Here is a 17,334-nt window from a genome sequence, read left to right on the forward strand (position 1 = left end):
GCAGCGTTGTAATGAAGCCGGAGAAAGCAGATGTTCCCGCGCTCCGCGCCTGAGGAGGGTCTGGGAGGGCCATACCCTCGTGGAGTGTTTTTGTTCGTCAAGAAGGGAGAAAGCCATGGGTGGACAACTCGCCCTGCTGGCCTGTCTGGCTGTGCTGGCCTTTATCGCCTTAATGGTGCTGCTGTCGGCCATCAAGATTGTGCCTGAATACGAACGGGGAGTGATCTTTCGTCTGGGACGCCTCGTTGGCGCCCGCGGTCCCGGCCTCTTCCTGGTCATCCCGGTTTTTGAGCGCATGGTCCGTGTGGACACACGGGTGATCACAATGGATGTGCCCGTCCAGGAAGTGATCACCCTCGACAACGTGACGATCAAGGTCAACGCGGTGCTGTACTTCCAGGTGATGAACCCCAACTGGGCAGTGACGAAGGTCATGGATTACATTCGCGCCACGATGCAGATCGCTCAGACCACGCTGCGCTCGGTGGTGGGCCAGGTAGAGCTTGACGAATTGCTGGCCCAGCGCGAAAAGATCAACCAGAAGCTCCAGCAGATCATTGACGAGCAGACCGAGCCCTGGGGCATTAAGGTGACCATCGTCGAAGTCAAAGACGTGGAACTGCCGCAGAATATGCAGCGGGCGATGGCGAAACAGGCCGAGGCCGAGCGTGAGAAGCGCGCCAAACTGATCCACGCCGACGGAGAGTTGCAGGCAAGCCGCACCCTGGCGGAGGCGGCGGAAGTGATCGCCAGCGAGCCGGTATCGCTCCAGCTCCGCTACCTGCAGACACTTACCGAAATTGCGGTGGAGAAAAACAGCACGATTATTTTCCCCCTGCCGGTGGAGACGCTCAAGCCCTTCATTGACGCCGTGAGCCGCCGGGCCTACGACGACGTCGCCCCCGCGCCCACACCGCCCCGGAGCGGAGAGCGATGAGAGCGAGGGGCGCGGGGAAAGGCGGTTCCCCCCTGCGCGCTGAAAGGCATACGGAAGGCCTGGAAGCGCGCCCTGTGGAGGCGGTGCAGCGCGGGAACGGCAGCGAAGGGGAGAGAGCGGAGGAGAGCGAAGCACGAACCGCTAACTGCACAAAACCATCTACGCAATGGGAGGGGCGGAAGCAGCGCCCGCCCCTCCTTGCTCTAACCGGGGGCACAGCGATCAGCGCGGAAGGCCGCGATCAATGTCTCGCGCGAGGATCATCCTATGGCGCGAGCCTTGGACTGGTTCAGCAGATCGCGCAGGGTCTCGATAAGTTGATCAATGAAGAACGGTTTGGGCAGATAGGCATTGACACCCAGAGCGCGCGCCTGACGGCGCAGGACATCGGTGTCATAGGCTGTGACCATGACGGTGGGCACTGTGGCGCCCCGGGCTTTAAGCGCTTCAATGAGCTGCATGCCGCTCATCCCACGGAGGTTATAGTCAGCAACGACCAGGTCGAAAGGCTGTTGCTCCCACAACTCCAGACCTTCCTCGGCGCCCAGCACGGTGACGAACTCATACGGAACGCCAAGTTCGGGCAACGCCATCTCAATGATCCGCCCGATGTGATTGTCATCTTCGACCAGCAGGATTCTCACCCGTTGATTGTGCGCTGTCATCGACTGCCCCCCGCAGAAGCCGCACCTCTCTCCGTCCCCCTTGCGCGTTGTCCCGCAGTCGAAGGCTGCGCAGAAGGGAAAGGTTTACACCCTTTCATAAGGTTGGACGTATATAATACCATGGCATCAAATGTGAAAGCAAGTAAAAGAATCTTTACCGTAACGGCGTTATGTGGCTTTGACAGGCAAAATGACCGAATCTATAATGATTCCATGGACTACAAAAGCTTCATCTGCTGCGATAGGAACGCTTATCTATGTTACATTTGACGACACGGCCACGTATCGCCGTCGCCGCGCTTTTTGCCTTCTACCTGTTTCTGTACCCTGGTTCGATCACGCTGGTGGCACTGGATCGGGTGCCGGTCTGGGGCACCTGGATGGGGGGAGCGCTGCTCATTCTTCAAGGCGCGTTGATGGGTCTCTGGCTCAGCGTCAACTTCGGGCAGTGGGGCGCGCTTGCCTCCCTGTGGGTGTTGTTTCTTTCGTGGCTGGTGGAGCACATTGGCGCAACGACCGGCTTTCCGTTCGGAAGCTACAGCTATACCGACGTGCTGCAGCCGCAGGTGTTCGGGGTGGTGCCGCTGGCCATTCCCTTCGCGTGGTTGTTGATCGTCACAGCCGCGACAGGGGTAGCCGAACTGTTTCTCGACCGTGAAAGCCGCTCGCCACAGGCGGAGGTGCGGGTTCGACCCGCCCGCGTGCTAATCGCTACCGCCTTCGCCCTGCTCCTCGATGTGACCATCGAACCCTTCGCGGTGCACATCAACCACTACTGGGTCTGGAGCGACAGCGATCCAAGCGCCTACTACGGTATTCCGGCTTCGAACTTTGTGGCCTGGTGGTTCACCAGTTTGCTCTTGAGCTGGGTGCTGGCGTTGCATCGGACGGGCGCCGTTCGCGCCGCGCGCTTCGGGCCGAGCCACGTCGGTGAGTTGTTCTGGCCCTGGCTGCCATTGACGCTGTATCTGACCAATCTGACCATGTTTGTGGTTGTCAACCTGGCGCGTGGTCAGGCCATCGCGTCACTGATCGGCAGTCTGATCTTCCTGGTCATTGCAGGCCGAATCTGCGTTCCTTTGCTGGTGCGGCGCCTGCGCGATCGCACCGAGCAGGAGCAGAGCGTTTCGTAACCTCGACACCCCGGACGCCGCCGGGGAGGATGGCCCGCTCAACCGGTGAATTGTCTGGGCAGGAGCCTCAGAAAACCGTCGAACAACTCATCAATGCCGCGCCGCCCGCGGAGCAGGGGCTGAAAGCGCTCGTAGCGCAGGGCCAGCACATCGTCGCGTAGAGCGTCGCAGGCGGCGGTGAGCCGGCTGGTAATATCGGCCAGGGTTCCCTCGATATCCGCCGGGTTGGCCGCGCGGTGGCATGGCCCGATACGGATAAAGGCTTCGGGGAACTGGCGCCCCAGCAGCTCATAGCGCAGCGCCACCGGGCAGAGATTGACGGCGCCGACCTGCGCGACAATCCGCGCGATGCCAGGGTAGGTGACCAGGGGGCGGCGATCATTGGGCACGATTTTGCCCTGGGGAAAAATGAACAGCAAGCGGGGCCGGCGCCCCCCGCGCAGCAGGGCCGCGGCGTAGGCCTGGGAACGCCGGGAGTCTTCCGGGTCGTCGCGGTTGATGCTGAAGGCCCCCGACCAGCGAAAAAAGCGGTAGCGGCGCAGTTGCTTCTCCTCCATCAGCAGGTGCGCGTCGAAGCGCCCGCGCAGCACAACGCGGTGGATCACGTACATCAGGTAGCCGTCCCACCACGAGCTATGGTTCAGGTAGATGATCAGCGGGCCATTCCGCGGATGGGGCAGCGGACCGTGGCTCTGGAGCCAGACCCGGTCGAAGTGGCGCCAGAGCGACCAGCGGGCGAAGCACCAGTACAGCAGCGCGTCGAGAACGGGATTCTTAGCGGCGGGAATGGCCGGACGCGGGTCGTCGCCAGCGGGGAGGAGCGAAGCAACCTTCGCCCCTTCTCGTCTCGTGAGGTTCCTCTCGGCGTCGTGCCCCATGGGCGTGCCTGTCCTGAAAGACGGTGAACCGGGTCGCCCCGCCCGAGTTTATAGCGTTTCTCGAAAAGGTTGACCCGTAACGATGGCGGCGCAGGCGCAGCGAGCTGCACCGCTCAGTGTCCTCAGAGGATCAAGCATTTCGGTCAGTGCTCTAGATCAGCGCGTGGGGATGGGCAAAGTGGGCGCGGCTAAAGGCGCTCCGAGCCAGACGCACCGCTTCGGCCAGCAACTCTTCCAGGTCGGTGCTGGCATCGGCGTAGAGTTCGCCAATGCTCTCGGCGTCAACCGCCTCGAGGGCGTGGCGCAGGGGCCAGAGACCATCCATAGACCCATCACCGACGGCCACGAGGGCCACGAAGCGACGGCGAGCGGGTGGCGGAGCGGCAGCAAGGGCATCGAAGAGGCCGCGCAGCCGTGGCGGAAGACTGCCGCCGGGCAACGGCGTCACCACCAGCAGCACTTCGGCATCGGCAATGTCGGCCAGCAACGGTTCCGCGAGCGGATCAGCGAACGAAGGCGCGTCGGCGCTGACCAGCACCTCGCCCAGATAGGCAGCGCGTTTGACCGGCGGCAGCGCGGCGAGCATCGCGTCGAGGCACTGGCGGGCCGGGCCGCCGTCGTTGGCGCTGCCGCAGATGCCCAGGGTGAACAGATAGCCGTCGTGCATACGAATTAAGGCAGTATCAGGTCAACGAACGAAATCAGGCGGACGCGACCTGCGCGGGGCGCCACGACAAGGTCTGCTGACACCCCTCGCCCGGCGACTAATGATGGTTAAGCGTTCGATTCGGCACCTCCCGCCGCCTGCGCCCTTCGACTGGCTCAGGGCGCGTTCCGCTGGCACACCTGAATAAACACTGTTATCTTCATCAGGCGCCCGGCAGGCCGGTGGGCCGTGGTGTGCGTGGAACGGTTCGTCGCCCCCCCTTCCCCGGCGCTTGCCTGCCTCTGTCAGGCGACCGACGAGGCGACGAACGGCTCAAAATAGGCTTCGATGGCGGCGCGGGCGGCCTCCAGGCCGGTTGCGTGGTGCACGGCAACCCGCAGGTGCGAAGCATTAGGCAGACCGACCACGAACTGGCCGATCAGTTGCTTGATCTTGTTGAGCGCGAGCCGGGCGGGCAATTCGGCCGCACACAGATCAAGATAGTTCAGCAAGAACTCAAGTTTATCCGCAGGGCCGGGCTGGAACACCGCCTCGCCGCGGCGGAGCTGGGCGATCTGCAAAAAGATCCAGGGGTTCTCCATCGCCGCGCGCCCGATCATCACCCCGTCGGCGCCGCTGTCGCGGAGGCGGATCAGGGCGTCTTCGGCGGTTTTCACATCGCCGCTGCCGATCACCGGGATGCTGACGGCGCGTTTAACTGCGGCCACGCGACGCCAGTCAGCGTGGCCCTTGTAACCCTGCTCGCGGGTGCGCGGATGCAGGGCTATCGCTGCCACTCCGGCGTCCTCGGCGATCTTCGCCGTTTCAACAAAGTTAAGGCTCTGCTCGTCCCACCCGGCGCGAAACTTCAGCGTCACGGGGATCTGGACCGCCGCCCTGACCGCCTTGAGCAGACGGTGCATTTTCGGCAGATCGCGCAGCAGAGCGGCCCCGTGACCGCCGCCGGTGACCCTGGGCGAAGGGCAACCGCAGTTGATGTCGAGAATATCGGCGCCGAGCCGCTCGACCGTGCGCGCCGCGGCGGCCACGAGGTCAGGCTCGTTGCCGGAGAGCTGCATCGTCAGCGGGCGCTCTTCGGGCAGGTAGTCGAGCAAGCGGTGGCGCTGCAACGCCTTAGGGGTGACGCTGGCAGCATTAGTCATTTCAGTGCTGACCAGCCCGCACCCGCCGAGACGCAGGATCATCCGCCGGAAGATGCTATCGGTTACCCCCGCCATGGGCGCCAGAATGATGTTTGGGGCGATGCGAATGTGATCAACGCAGTATTCAGTTGGCAGCGCGGCGATTTCGGTCTGTGTTAGCATGGAGAACAGTCGGTCGTGCATATCTGAGTCGGATTATACCATGACCCCGTGCTCAGCGTGTGGCGCTAACCCTCTTGACGTGCGCGGCCCGCCGTCGTACAGTATGCGCGAAGCTCTCGGAAGGGAGGCCGACGATGATGACGGCAGACAATCCTTCTGATGAACAGGACCATCAACTGGCGTTGCTCTGCAAGGCCCTGGGCAATCCGGTGCGCGTATCTATCCTGCGGTATGTGCTCCAGCATCCCGATTGTATCGGGAACGAGATCCTCCTGCACCTGCCCGAAAACGGCCCGCATGCCCAGTCTACGCTCTCGCAGCATCTGCGGCTCCTCCGTGAGGCCGGCTTGCTGGATAGCTACTCCGATGGGGCGGCGGTTTGCTATCGGGTCAATAGCAAGCGCATGGCCTGGTTGCGCGACCAGATCGGGGCCATGACCTAGGGGTGTGGAGGCAGGTGAAGAGACACATTTACACCTGTGCGACTTCTAGCAGCAACGATGCAACGAACAGCCGGAGGGGTCGTGACGGAAGGGTCGAGGTCTTGAGGCAGGTGCCACCACAGCTCTACACCTCCACAGCTCCACACCTCCACCGTCCACCCTTCCACGCCTCCCGGTCCTCGGCACAAAGCGTAGAACAGAGCACTGCCACCTATGCGGTTAAGCGAAAACAAGGTGCGGCGGATCGCTGAGCGGTTGCACGACGAACTGGCCCGGAGGGGGCTGGTGGAGTATCGGGAGGCGCCCGGCGCCCGGCCTGGCGAAGGGCGCGCGGCGCGGGTCAAGGCGATCTACGACTTTATTGTGGCCGATCTGCGCCGCGAGGAGGAGATTGACGCCGAGGTGGAGAAGATCCTGGCCTCATACAAACGCGAGATCAAGGGCACCGAGCGGGATATTCTCTTCCGCAAACACAAGGAGGAGATCGCGCGCAAGCGCGGCTACATCCTGTGAGGCGCAAGCTCGCCTGCTGCTGACGGAGGAGGGTCTGGACGAGCGTTGCTCGTCCAGACCCGTTTTTCACCGCCAGCCTCTGGCGCGGACCAGTTCGTTCCCCAACAATCCGAGCAGCACCTGCCCGCCGTGGTCCTCGAAGCGCGCCCGCTCAAACCACTGTACGGTGCGGAAGACGCCGGGCGCGATTTCCTCAACCTGGGGCGGCGAGATAGGTTGGCCGAAGAGCGCCAGGCTCTCGGCGAAGCTGATGCCCCGCGCGCCGTCAAACTCCAGACCGTTGGCGCGCCAGTACCCCAGGAAAGGCTCGCAGAGGGTATGTCCTGTGGCTTCGAAGGTCAGGCAGCCCGGTTGTGCCGTCCCGCGAGGAAAGATGTACCAGTCTCGTCCAGCAGCTCGTAGCACGTCGTCGCCAATACGCGCAAGCAGCACATTGTAGGGCGGGGGGTTCTCGGGGTGCAGTTCGAAGCGGTGGCGCTCGAAGTACTGCACGGTGTAGGCGCGCCCGTCGCTCCCGGTTTCGATCAGTTCTTCGCTGATCGGGAAGCCGAAGATCGGGAGGCCGCCATGACGCTCCCAGAAGCGTAAGAACGCGCCGCGCAGCGTGTGGCCGGTTTCGGGAAAATAGCGCACCTCCGGCGTATTCACAGGCGGCACCGGACGGAAGGCGTCGCCGGGGGCGACGGCTGGCGGCGATGGCGGCTCGGCTTGCGGCGCGTCGAGGGGGCAACCGGTGTAGGCCGGCGCTAGTTGCACCGCGCGAAAGGCATTCAGACGGCCCCAGCCGTATTCGGAGTCCTTGCCGGGAGGCCCCTTGTCGTCGGCGCTGGCCTTGAGAATGCAGCCTACATCGCTCCGGCCCAGGTCGGGGCGCTGGGTGAGCACCAGGGCCGCGGCGCCGGCTACGTAGGGGCTGGAGAATGAGGTGCCGTTGGGCGGGCCGTAGCGCCCGCCGGGCAAGGTGGTCCACAGACCCACGCCGGGGGCGGCGAGGTCAAGGTAGTCGCCGGTGTTGGAGAAGCCGGTGATGGTATCGGTATTGCCAGTGGCCCCGACGGCGATCACATCAGGGTAGGCCGCCGGGTAGGTGACAGGGTTGCCGATCTCTCGCTCGTTGCCCGAAGCGGCCACGAGCACGATCCCGCGCGCGGCGGCGTAGGCGATGGCCTCGCGTAGCAAGCGGCTGTCGCCCTCGCCGCCGAGGCTCATGTTGATCACCCGGGCGCCGTTGTCGGCGGCCCAGCGGATGCCGGCGGCCAGACTGGCGTCGTTGCCGACTCCCCTGGCGTCAACGACCTTGACCGGCAGGATGCGACATTCCCAGCAAAGGCCGGCTATGCCGGCGTTGTTGTCGGTATTGGCGGCGATCAGTCCGGCCACGGCGGTGCCGTGACCGTTGTCGTCGCGCGCGTCGGGGCTGCCGTTGAGGGTGTTGAAGCCTGGAAGCACCTTGCCCGCCAGGTCGGGGTGGTCGCCGTCCACACCGCTGTCGAGCACTGCGACGACGACCGGCCCGCCGGTGGTGATCGTCCAGGCCTCGGGGGCCTGGATGTTGCGCAGCCCCCACTGCTGGGGAAAGGCCGGGTCATTAGGCATGCGGCTGATCCGGCGGATACGGTTTGGTTCGGCGTAGGCGACCCCCGGGGCGGCCAGGAGGCGGGCAGCGGCGACCTCCGGATCAATGGCGGCTGGCAGGCGCAGGCGGTAGATCGGCGCGTTGGGGGCGAGGGCCTCGGCAGCGGAGACACGGAGCGCGGCAAGGCTAGCGGCCACTTCCGGCGCGGACGGCGTAGCGCCGGGGCGCAGCCACACGATGACCTCGCCGGGCGCCGGGGCGCCGCCAGTCCGAGCGGAGACCGGGCGGGCGGCAAGGGGAACCATCAGGAGAAACAGGGCCAGGACGGCCCCGACGGAGGAGAGACGCACGGCAGATTTCCTTCCACGATGCAGCGCCTACAGGGTTGCGCTCGCCGGGCCGAAGCGCGAGCTGCACCAGTGCTTCGGCCTTAGATTGCCTCGGAGGGACGGCAACCCGTCGCGGCTCCATTGTACCCGGTTCGCGGCACCGATTCAGAAACCTCTCGCGGAGGGTGTGAGGGGATGGGAAGATAGCCGCCAAAACCACTAAAAATCTGAAGTTTGGGGCTCACCCCCAGGCATAGGCATGAGCCCTGAGAATGCGGAACGCCTCGCTTTGCGCTTCCGCGAAGCGGGCTGTATAATCGCCACAGGGCCTGTCACAGAAGCACGGCACGCTATGTCGTTACGAACCCTGCAGGGCAAACTCCTCGCTGCACTACTGCTCGGCCTGGCAGTGGCGATCGTGATGGGCCTGGCCAGCGACGCCCGCGCGGTGTGGCGCGATCTGGGCGCGTTTCGCTGGGCCTGGTTGCCCTTCATCCTTGGTCTTACCGCCCTGAACTACCTGCTGCGCTGGCTGAAGTGGGAATACTACCTGCGCCGGCTGGGTCTGGGTCACGGGGTTAGTCGCCTGGATAGCGGGTTAATCTTCACCGCTGGCCTGGTGATGTCGGTGACCCCTGGCAAGCTGGGCGAAGTGTTCAAGTCGGTGTTGCTCAAGCGAGTGAACGGGGCGGCAGTGAGCCGTTCAGCGCCGGTGGTGCTGGCCGAACGGCTCACCGACGGCCTGGCGATGCTGTTGCTGATGGCCATGGGGCTGATGCTCTATCCTCCGGCGCGATTTGCCTTTGTGGCGCTGGTGGTAGCGGCGCTGGCCGGGATTCTGGCGCTCCAGCATCGGCGCCTTGTTGGGGGGGTGATTGAGGGCACGGGCCGCTTGCCGTTCGGCGCGAAGGTTGCACCCCGGCTGCGCGCCACGTATGCCAGCACCCGGGAGTTGTTGGAATGGCGCGTCTTGCTCACCGCCACGCTCATCAGCGTCGTCTCCTGGGGCTGTGAATGCCTGGCCTTCTACTTTGTGCTGGTCGGCGTCGGAGTGGCAGGCACGCCACTGCTGCTCTTGCAGGCGACATTTATCTTCGCCGCGAGCACCCTGTTCGGGCTAGTCTCGTTCCTGCCGGGCGGCCTGGGCGTGAGCGAAGCGAGCAGCGCAGGCTTGCTGATGGCAATCGTGGGACTGGCTGCCAGCACGGCCGCCACGGCGACGATTATCATACGCTTTTGCACCCTGTGGTTCGGCGTCTTGCTGGGAGTGATCGCTCTGGCCTGGTTCGGTCGCCGCTACCGGATGGACGAGCAAGCTGAAGCCGCGCGGGAACCGGTGGAAGAGGCGGGGGTCAAGATCTGAGCCGATGGACAGCGGCGCAACCAGGAGGCCTCCGCTTTCAAACGAGTACGCTATGATTCTGGCTTGTGGATTTCGGATTTTGGATTTATGGTCTCTCAATGAGACCTGGAGATACTGCGCCTGCATCCTGTTCCACAGGAATTGGCTGACAGAGAGGAGAACGGTATGGCCTCGGTCTTCTCGCGGATTGTCAGGGGTGAACTGCCGGCTGCCAAAGTGTATGAGGATGACCTGACCCTGGCGTTTTTAGACATCAATCCGGCATCGCGCGGGCATACCCTGGTGATCTGTAAGGACGAATACCCTGATCTGCTCGATCTGCCTCCGGAGCTAGTAGCGGCGGTGGCGCGCACCACCCAGATTGTTGCGCGAGGGATCAAGGCCGCGCTGCAACCCGATGGCTTCAATATTATCCAGAACAACGGGGCCGCAGCCGGTCAAGTTGTGTTCCACTATCACGTGCACGTCATCCCACGCTGGGCCGGCGACAATGCCGTGCGCGGCTGGCGCCCCGGCACGGCCGTGCACGATGAACTCAACCAGACTGCGGAGTTGATCCGGAACCAGATCGGCAAGGAGGGCGCATGAGTGATGGCGGTTCTTCCGAGCCGCGACACCTTGAGTTCGTGACCGAAAACCGGTATCCTATTATGTCAATCAGCAACCAGGGTGACAAACGACAGCCAGAGGAACGGCGCACCGGCAGCGGTAGACGCATTGAGCGGACCGCGGGAACGAACCAGCTCCTTCGCTGGGGACTGCTGCTCCTCGCTGGTCTGGTAGTGCTGCTGCTGCTATGGCTATTGCTGAGCGGGTTAGGCATGGTGCGCCTGCCAGGCCAGGGGGTCGCGCCTGTACCCACCCGCGTGCTGCTGGGGGCCGAGGTCCCGCCAGCGCAGGCCGTGACCGTGGGGTTGCAGCCGGCATCGAGCGCGATCAATGCCGGGGTGCCTCCGGTGGGCGCGCTGGCGTATGCGCTGCCGGAAGTGTCGCCGCGTTTCGCGAGCTACTATGAGACAATGGGAGGCGTGCGGATCTTTGGCCTGCCGCTGGCGGCCCCGGAGATCGTGAATGGGCGCGAGGTGCAGTGGTTCGAGCGGGCGCGGCTGGAGCACTGGCCGGAATTTGCGGGCACACCTTATGAGGTGCAGCCGGGTTTGATCGGAAGAGAGTTCACCGAGGGACGCAGCTTCGCCCGCCCGAGTTTTTTTGTCAGCACGCCCGAGCTGCGCTTTGTGCCCGAAACAGGGTATAGTCTGGGCGGGCGCTTCCTGCAATTCTGGGAGGCGCACGGCGGCCTCCGGGTCTTCGGCTTCCCAATCAGCGAGGAGTTCGACGAAGTGTTGCCCGATGGCCGCGCCTATCGGGTGCAGTACTTCGAGCGGGCGCGGATGGAGTACCACCCTGAGTTCGCCGGCACACCCGACGAGGTGCAGCTCGGGCTACTGGGCCTGGCGCTCTACCGTGGCGAGCCGCGCCCCACAACGGTGCAGCCAGTGCCGACGCCGGCGCCGTTGCCGTAGGGACGTATGCCTGAGAGCGATCGCTTCATTGAGGTGGCGCGCGCTCACGGCTTCAGCGCCGAGGCCGCCGCAGCGGCGCTGGCGACGCTGCAGGCCCGCCTGGCCGAACGGGGGGTGCAAACGCGCCGCTTCTATGGCTACCGAACCACTGGCGGCGCGTCCGGAGCGTCAGAAGGCGGCAGAGAGGCGCCCCGTCCGCGGCTGCTCCTGGTGTTCCCGAGCGCCGATGCCGCCCTTGGCTTTGCTCAACGCCATCGTCTTGGACGCTCGCCACGCCTGGTCGCTCTGAGTCTCTCCCAGGCTCTGGCTGCGCTGCTCCAACGCCCGGCTATTCAGGCGCTCTTGATTGCCGACGAACAGGCGGAAGAGGCCGCCCCTGGCCTGCCGCCCGGCCTGCGACTCGAACGCAAGGCGCTGCTTGACCTCCTGCGGTAAGAACCGGCTCTGCTCGATGGAAAGGCATAGGAGACGATGTCTCCCCGGGGCTGATGCAGCGTCTGGCGCTTCTGACCCTCACCCCTGACTCTCTCCCCTCGACGACTATGCATTCCCCCCTATGGCGCATCGCCAGCGATGGATGGGAAGGTGGTATACTGCCTCCGTGATGCGCGCGAAAGAGGGACGTTCGGTGATAACCTTGCTGCGCCTGCTGGCTCGGATCTGGACGGTTGTCCTGGGCGGTACAGCGCTGGCGCTATGGCTGGCCCTGCTGGCGCGGGCCGCCATCCCTCTCACACCCTTCGCGCCAGCTCCCACGGTGCTGGCCATCGAGCCGCCGGATCAGGCTGCCGACGTGCTGCCACGCACGTCAATTGCCATCCGCTTTAGCGCTCCGATGAACCGTGCAGCGACCGCTGCTGCGCTGCGCATCTCCCCGGCGACGCCGGGAAGCCTGACCTGGTCGCCTGATGCAACGACGCTCACTTTTCAACCAGACACAACCCTGCTACCGGCGGTGACCTACACCGTCAGCCTCGATGAGCGGGCGCTGGGGCGCTGGTGGCGACCGCTGGCCCAACCGGTCAGCGTGCGCTTCGGCACCGCCCCGCAGCCAGCGGTGGTCGCCGCGCTGCCCGATGGCGCCGGCGTCGCCCCGGATACGTCGCTCGCTGTGGTCTTCAGCCAGCCTATGGTCCTTCCCGAGGCGGCCGGACAACCAGTGGAGATGCCGCACTTGCAGTTCGATCCGCCTTTCCCGGCGACCTTCCGCTGGCTTGACCAGCATACGCTGCAGATTCGTCCGATGACGCCGCTGGCGCCGGCCACACCCTACACGGTTACGATTGCCCCCAACCTCGCTGACCTGCGCGGCGCGGAGCTTGGCGCGCCCTTTGTCTGGCGCTTCAGCACGGCCTGGCCCGAGGTGATCGAGCGCGCCCCCGCCGATGGCGCCCGCTGGGTCGCATCGCGCATGCCGCTGACCCTGCGCCTGGCCGCCGCGGCGCCCCCGGAGCAAATCGAGCGCGCCCTGCGGATCGAGCCGCCGGTTGAGGGCGATCTCGCCACGGCGATCATCTCCGCAACCCAGGTGGTGACTTTTACTCCGCGTTCGGGCTGGCAGCCGGGGATCAGCTATACGGTGCGGCTGGCCGATCCGCTCGACGAGGAGGGCGGGATGGCGCCCTGGAGCTTCACCGTCGCTCCGGAACCGCGGCTGGAAGCCTTCTTCCCCGGACAGGGGCAGGTTATCGCCCCTGGACAGGAGATTCGTCTGGTCTTTAGTTCTCCGATGAGCGAGGAGGCGCTACGGGCCGGGCTGCGTTTCGATCCTCCCGTGGGTGAGGTTGCCATCACCATCAGCGAGACGGAGGTGCGCCTGCGCCCTGAGCTGCGCCCATCCACACGCTATACGATGACTCTGGCGGCGGGCACGCCCGACCTGGCCGGTTCACCGCTGGCAAGCGATGTCGTGATCGGACTGCGCACCGCCCCGGCGGCGCCCGCGCTCACTGCACCGGCGGCCTTCGATGGGATCATCGTCCTGCCGGAGAAGGCGCCTGCGGCGGTAGAACTGGAGCGCACCAGTCTGACAGCGCTGGATCTACGCCTCTATGCGCTTGATGAAGCGACCTTGCTGCTGGCGGCGGCGCTGCGCCCCGACGAACGCGAGGGATTCAACCCCGAGCGATACGGGCAACCGCTGGCGCGGAGCTGGCGAGTGGAGCTGCGCGATCCGTCCGGCGTCCCGGCGCGCTCGCGGGTGCCGGTGGGGTTGAGCGATGGCGAGGCCCTCGCGCCGGGCGCGTACTTTCTCCGCGCGCGTAGCCCCGAAGGTCCACGGGCTGATCTGTTGTTGCTCGTCTCGACGGTGCGATTGACCCTGCGCGTCGTTGGAGAGCAGGCGCTGGTATGGGCCACTGACTCCAGGAGCGGCGCGCCGCTGGCCGATCTTCCAGTGGCGCTCTATCGCGGAAGCACGCTGCTTGCGCGTGGACGAACCGATGCCGATGGGTTATGGGTCACGACCGTCGCCGAGGGCGCGGGGCCGCTCATCGCAACAGCGGGGAGCGATCGCCCGGCAGTCGTGCGCGCCGACTGGGCGCCTGTCACCGCAGCTACACCCGCCTACCGCAGCCTGATCTTCATTGATCGGCCCGTCTACGCTCCCGGTGATACGCTCCAGATGAGCGGCCTCACCCGCAGACGCGATCCCGGCGGCCTGTTCGTCGCGCCCGCGCCGGACGCGCCCTGCCGCATGCAACTGCGCCCGCTAGCCGGCGGCACGGAGTCGATCCCGCCGGCAACCTGCGCTATCGAGCCTGTCAGCGGGATCGCGCGCGGAACGCTGACCCTCCCGCCGGATCTCGAACCCGGCGAGTATCGCCTGACGACCCGGATCGGCGACTCGGCCAGCAGCGTTGTGTTGCGCGTTGCGCCCCGAGACGGCGCGCCGGTCTTCGTCCTTGCCGTCTTCGAGGAACCCGGTGGGCTACGGATACGGCTGGAGCGCAACGGCCTGCCACTGGCCGGCGCGGCGCTCAACTGGCGTCTGGGACTGGAACCGCTGGGGCCGCCGCCAACCCCGCCGGGCTACCAGCTTGAGAACATAGCCGCCGAGACGGTGACGCTGGCAGGTAGCGGCAGCGCCGACGCCAGGGGAGAATTGCGCATCACCTTCCCGGCGCGTCCCTCCGTGGCCACGCGTTATCGCCTGTGGGTCGCCCTTGCCGCATCCGGCGGTGAAAGTGGCGTCGCAACCGAAGGCATGCTCGCCGGAGGAGCGCCGCTGGTCGCGGTGAGTCTTCCCGAACGGTTCATCGTCAGTGACCGGCGCGGCAGCGTGGCCCTGCTGGCCCTCGACGGGCTGGGGCGCCCGGTTCCCGGCGCGCGGGTGAAGATCGAGGTGACGCGGGCAGGCGGCAGCGCGCCACTGCTGGTGCGCCAGGCCGTCACCGAGGCCGATGGACGCGCCGGGGTGCAATTGCCATTGCTCAATCCTGGCCACTACCAGATCAGCGCCTCGGCAGGCGGCCCCGCGACCACGACGGAGCTATGGGTGACAGGCGGGCGCTTTGCCAACTGGGGCCTTCCCGACGGCCAAATGGCCCTGATCGCCGACCGTGACCGCTACCGCCCTGGCGAGGTCGCCAGGCTGCTCGTGGCGATCCCGGAGGCCGAGAGCAGGCTGCTGCTGATGATCGAACGCGGTAAGCTGCTGGAAACCGAGGTGCGCAACGTTCGCGCCGGTCAGGTCATTACGCTGCCGATTACCGACGAGATGACCCCCGGCGTCAATGTTAGCGCGGTCGCCACGGCGGGCGACACCTGGCGCTGGGGCAGCACAACCATCCTGGTGAACGCCGATGATCCGCCAACGGTGGCTCTTGATGCCGGAGCGACGCTCCAACCGCCAGGAGCGACAGGCGTCCTGACGATCACCGCCAGCACCGGCGACCTTTCCAGCGCTGAGAATACGCTGCTCACCATCGCTCCAGCGCCCGAAGAAGAAGGCGCAGAGACCTTCAGCGTCGCGGGCTGGCTGCAACGGTTCCAGCCTGAACTGCTGCCAGCCCCGATTGCCGCTACGCTGCCACAACCGGCGATCAGGCTCAGCTCCGCGCCGCGTGGCGTCGCGATCGCCGCGCCGGGCTACGCGCCGCCGGTCGAATGGCTCAACGACACGCCTGGCAGCTTGAAAATGCCTCTGCCGGTCACTTCCGGGCGGTGGCTGGTCAGCGCGCTGACGGCCAGTTCCACCGGCCCGCCAGCCGGCGCCAGCGTGGTGATCACAACAGGTCTGCCACTGGCCTATGATCTGCTGGCCCCGGCGATGCTCCACCCTACGGATCGGGCCGTGATTGCGCTTGATCTCCGCAATGCCGGAATCGGGCGACGCCAGGTGCGCGTGCGTCTCAATCGAAGCAACCTGATCCTGGAACGAACCGCGCCGGTTGAACAGCGCCTCGTGCTTGACGAGGGCGCTAGGGGCCGCGTCGCCTGGCGCGTGCGTCCCGAACCCGGAGCCGCCGAGGCCAGCATCACTCTCAGTATCGTGACCGACGGCCAGCGTGACGTGCTTGAGCGGCGCATTCCTATTGAGACCGCTTCAGCGCCCACGCTGAACGGCGTGACCATTCCCGCCGTCGGCCCGCTAGACGTAACGGTCGAGCGCCCGGCGACCACAGACCTGCTGGTGGTCGCCATCGCGCCGGGCGTGCGGGCGGCGTTGGAGGACCAGGCCGAACGCCTGGCCGCTTTGACACCGCGTTCGGTGGACGAGGAGGCCTGTCTGGCGCTGATCGCCGCGCGGCTGGCCCGCGAGGCCCGGGGGCCGGAGCGCGTGCGCCGGGCCGTGCTCCTGCGCGAGGCGTTGCGCGACCTTGAGGCGGCGCAGAACGAAGATGGCGGCTGGGGCTGGTGGCCCGCCAGCCCCTCGCGCCCCTTCGTGACTGCGCTGGTGCTGGAGGCGCAGGCGGCAGCCTATGAAGCCCTGGGCGACAATCGCTCGCCCAACCGGCAGGCGATCACGTATCTAAGCCGCGCCGCGCCGGCTGCCGATCCCGACACCCGGGCCTACGTGGCCTATGCCCTGGCCCGTGCCTGGCATACCGATCCGGGGACGCTCGCGCTGCTCGACGAGGCCCTCTCTGCCGACGGGCTGGCCTTTCTTAGCCTGGCGCTGCCTCCAGAGCAGGCAGCGCCAGCCCTGGATCGCCTCCAGGCCCTGGCACGGCGGGAGACGACCACGGCGGGTCAGCCAGACCTGGTGCGCTGGACGGCGGATCGTCCCTCCGGGTTGCCGGGTGGAAGCGTAGCGGTCACAGCGGCCGCGGTGCAGGCACTGCGGGCGGGCCGGCCTGGCGCGAGCGAACTCCCCGGCGCTGAATGGACGCTCCTGGCCGCATGGGGGATTGAGGGCTGGCCCAGCCCGTGGGACGCCGCGCGCGTCGCGGCCGCGCTGCCGACAGAGGCGGCGACCGCGGCTGGCCCCCGGCGTGTGCTCCTCGACGGCGCGCCGCTGCTCGGCGACGGCGCGCCGATCACCACCACCCTTCGGGCCAGCAGCACGCCCGCAACGCCCGCGCCAATCCTGCGGGTCGAGGCCGGCGCCGCGGCCAGATACCTTGTGGCATATGGCGTTCCCCGGAGAACCACCGACAGCGCCGGGCAGCCAGCCCTCTACCTGGAGCTGGCCGACCCGGCCACCGGCGCGCCCCTGAGCGATGCCAGCCTCCGTCCGGGTCAGATTGTCGCCCTGCGCCTGACGCTGGTGACGGCGCGCCCCCTCAGCCGGGCGCGCGTCGTCGTCCCGCTGCCGGCCGGTCTCGAAACCCTGCCCGGCGCGCCCCGCTCACCCTTGCGTCAAACCGCCGTGTTCGCCGAGGGGCGGATCACCCTCGAAGCGGCCGATCTTGCTCCCGGAGTATACAACGAGACGATTATCGCCCGAGCCATCGCTTCGGGAACCTACGGCGCGTCCCCGGCCCGGGTTACGCCGGTGTTCGCGCCGGAGCTGACAGCCATCGCGCCCGCAGGGGTGACGATAACGGTGGGTGAATGAGT

The 17,334-nt window shown here is 66.2% G+C and carries 14 protein-coding genes; 9 read left to right on the top strand and 5 right to left on the bottom strand.

Annotated elements, in window-relative coordinates; all coding sequences use genetic code 11:
* Nucleotides 1-115 precede the first annotated feature (115 nt).
* Entirely contained in the window at nt 116-937 is an 822-nt protein-coding gene (locus tag NZU74_06885; GenBank protein MCS6881041.1) for a slipin family protein, read from the top strand.
* Between the two features lie 260 nt (nt 938-1,197).
* Here the strand turns inward: NZU74_06885 and NZU74_06890 are convergent, their stop codons facing one another.
* On the bottom strand, nt 1,198-1,602 hold the full coding sequence (locus NZU74_06890; protein MCS6881042.1) for a response regulator: 405 nt from the start codon (nt 1,600-1,602) through the stop codon (nt 1,198-1,200).
* A gap of 257 nt (nt 1,603-1,859) precedes the next feature.
* On the opposite strand from NZU74_06890, the gene NZU74_06895 reads away from it, so the two are divergent.
* Nucleotides 1,860-2,735, top strand: coding sequence for a carotenoid biosynthesis protein (locus NZU74_06895; protein MCS6881043.1), 876 nt, complete (start codon nt 1,860-1,862; stop codon nt 2,733-2,735).
* Between the two features lie 38 nt (nt 2,736-2,773).
* Here NZU74_06895 and NZU74_06900 read toward each other — a convergent pair whose 3' ends face one another.
* The 3 genes from NZU74_06900 to dusB form a co-directional block, all read right to left on the bottom strand.
* Nucleotides 2,774-3,613, bottom strand: a complete 840-nt coding sequence (locus NZU74_06900) for a lysophospholipid acyltransferase family protein (GenBank protein ID MCS6881044.1) — start codon at nt 3,611-3,613, stop codon at nt 2,774-2,776.
* A gap of 151 nt (nt 3,614-3,764) precedes the next feature.
* Nucleotides 3,765-4,280 carry an NAD(P)H-dependent oxidoreductase gene (locus NZU74_06905; GenBank protein ID MCS6881045.1) on the bottom strand — a complete coding sequence of 172 codons (516 nt, stop codon included), beginning with the start codon at nt 4,278-4,280 and terminating at the stop codon, nt 3,765-3,767.
* Between the two features lie 284 nt (nt 4,281-4,564).
* Nucleotides 4,565-5,605 carry a tRNA dihydrouridine synthase DusB gene (gene dusB / locus NZU74_06910; protein ID MCS6881046.1) on the bottom strand — a complete coding sequence of 347 codons (1,041 nt, stop codon included), beginning with the start codon at nt 5,603-5,605 and terminating at the stop codon, nt 4,565-4,567.
* A gap of 113 nt (nt 5,606-5,718) precedes the next feature.
* On the opposite strand from dusB, the gene NZU74_06915 reads away from it, so the two are divergent.
* Together NZU74_06915 and NZU74_06920 are read left to right on the top strand one after the other, a co-directional pair.
* A complete protein-coding gene (locus NZU74_06915) occupies nt 5,719-6,027 on the top strand; it encodes a helix-turn-helix domain-containing protein (protein ID MCS6881047.1) in 309 nt (102 codons plus the stop codon).
* A 213-nt stretch (nt 6,028-6,240) separates the two neighbouring features.
* Nucleotides 6,241-6,540 (top strand): DUF507 family protein, encoded by a 300-nt coding sequence (locus NZU74_06920; GenBank protein ID MCS6881048.1) that lies wholly within the window; start codon nt 6,241-6,243, stop codon nt 6,538-6,540.
* A gap of 66 nt (nt 6,541-6,606) precedes the next feature.
* Here the strand turns inward: NZU74_06920 and NZU74_06925 are convergent, their stop codons facing one another.
* Complete coding sequence (locus tag NZU74_06925) at nt 6,607-8,466, bottom strand: S8 family serine peptidase (GenBank protein ID MCS6881049.1); 1,860 nt, start codon at nt 8,464-8,466, stop codon at nt 6,607-6,609.
* Between the two features lie 331 nt (nt 8,467-8,797).
* On the opposite strand from NZU74_06925, the gene NZU74_06930 reads away from it, so the two are divergent.
* From NZU74_06930 to NZU74_06950, 5 genes are all read left to right on the top strand, one after another.
* Complete coding sequence (locus tag NZU74_06930; GenBank protein MCS6881050.1) at nt 8,798-9,808, top strand: flippase-like domain-containing protein; 1,011 nt, start codon at nt 8,798-8,800, stop codon at nt 9,806-9,808.
* Between the two features lie 165 nt (nt 9,809-9,973).
* Entirely contained in the window at nt 9,974-10,396 is a 423-nt protein-coding gene (locus tag NZU74_06935) for an HIT family protein (GenBank protein ID MCS6881051.1), read from the top strand.
* Nucleotides 10,393-11,331, top strand: coding sequence for a hypothetical protein (locus NZU74_06940; GenBank protein ID MCS6881052.1), 939 nt, complete (start codon nt 10,393-10,395; stop codon nt 11,329-11,331). Before NZU74_06935 ends, NZU74_06940 begins: the two co-directional genes overlap by 4 nt.
* Nucleotides 11,332-11,337: 6 nt before the next feature.
* Nucleotides 11,338-11,766 (top strand): hypothetical protein, encoded by a 429-nt coding sequence (locus NZU74_06945; protein MCS6881053.1) that lies wholly within the window; start codon nt 11,338-11,340, stop codon nt 11,764-11,766.
* Nucleotides 11,767-11,959: 193 nt separating this feature from the next.
* Nucleotides 11,960-17,332: an Ig-like domain-containing protein gene (locus NZU74_06950; GenBank protein MCS6881054.1), complete on the top strand. Its 5,373-nt coding sequence runs from the start codon at nt 11,960-11,962 to the stop codon at nt 17,330-17,332.
* The last annotated feature ends 2 nt before the right edge of the window (nt 17,333-17,334 follow it).

It is taken from the genome of Chloroflexaceae bacterium, from assembly GCA_025057155.1.
Classification (GTDB): Bacteria; Chloroflexota; Chloroflexia; order Chloroflexales; family Chloroflexaceae; genus JACAEO01.

Bases quoted from the DNA above. Each gene is read 5' to 3' on its own strand.
- NZU74_06945 (MCS6881053.1), top strand. From the start codon at position 11,338: ATGCCTGAGAGCGATCGCTTCATTGAGGTGGCGCGCGCTCACGGCTTC.
- dusB (MCS6881046.1), bottom strand. From the start codon at position 5,605: ATGCACGACCGACTGTTCTCCATGCTAACACAGACCGAAATCGCCGCG.
- NZU74_06895 (MCS6881043.1), top strand. From the start codon at position 1,860: ATGTTACATTTGACGACACGGCCACGTATCGCCGTCGCCGCGCTTTTT.
- NZU74_06935 (MCS6881051.1), top strand. From the start codon at position 9,974: ATGGCCTCGGTCTTCTCGCGGATTGTCAGGGGTGAACTGCCGGCTGCC.
- NZU74_06920 (MCS6881048.1), top strand. From the start codon at position 6,241: ATGCGGTTAAGCGAAAACAAGGTGCGGCGGATCGCTGAGCGGTTGCAC.
- NZU74_06885 (MCS6881041.1), top strand. From the start codon at position 116: ATGGGTGGACAACTCGCCCTGCTGGCCTGTCTGGCTGTGCTGGCCTTT.
- NZU74_06915 (MCS6881047.1), top strand. From the start codon at position 5,719: ATGATGACGGCAGACAATCCTTCTGATGAACAGGACCATCAACTGGCG.
- NZU74_06930 (MCS6881050.1), top strand. From the start codon at position 8,798: ATGTCGTTACGAACCCTGCAGGGCAAACTCCTCGCTGCACTACTGCTC.
- NZU74_06905 (MCS6881045.1), bottom strand. From the start codon at position 4,280: ATGCACGACGGCTATCTGTTCACCCTGGGCATCTGCGGCAGCGCCAAC.
- NZU74_06890 (MCS6881042.1), bottom strand. From the start codon at position 1,602: ATGACAGCGCACAATCAACGGGTGAGAATCCTGCTGGTCGAAGATGAC.
- NZU74_06900 (MCS6881044.1), bottom strand. From the start codon at position 3,613: ATGGGGCACGACGCCGAGAGGAACCTCACGAGACGAGAAGGGGCGAAG.
- NZU74_06940 (MCS6881052.1), top strand. From the start codon at position 10,393: ATGAGTGATGGCGGTTCTTCCGAGCCGCGACACCTTGAGTTCGTGACC.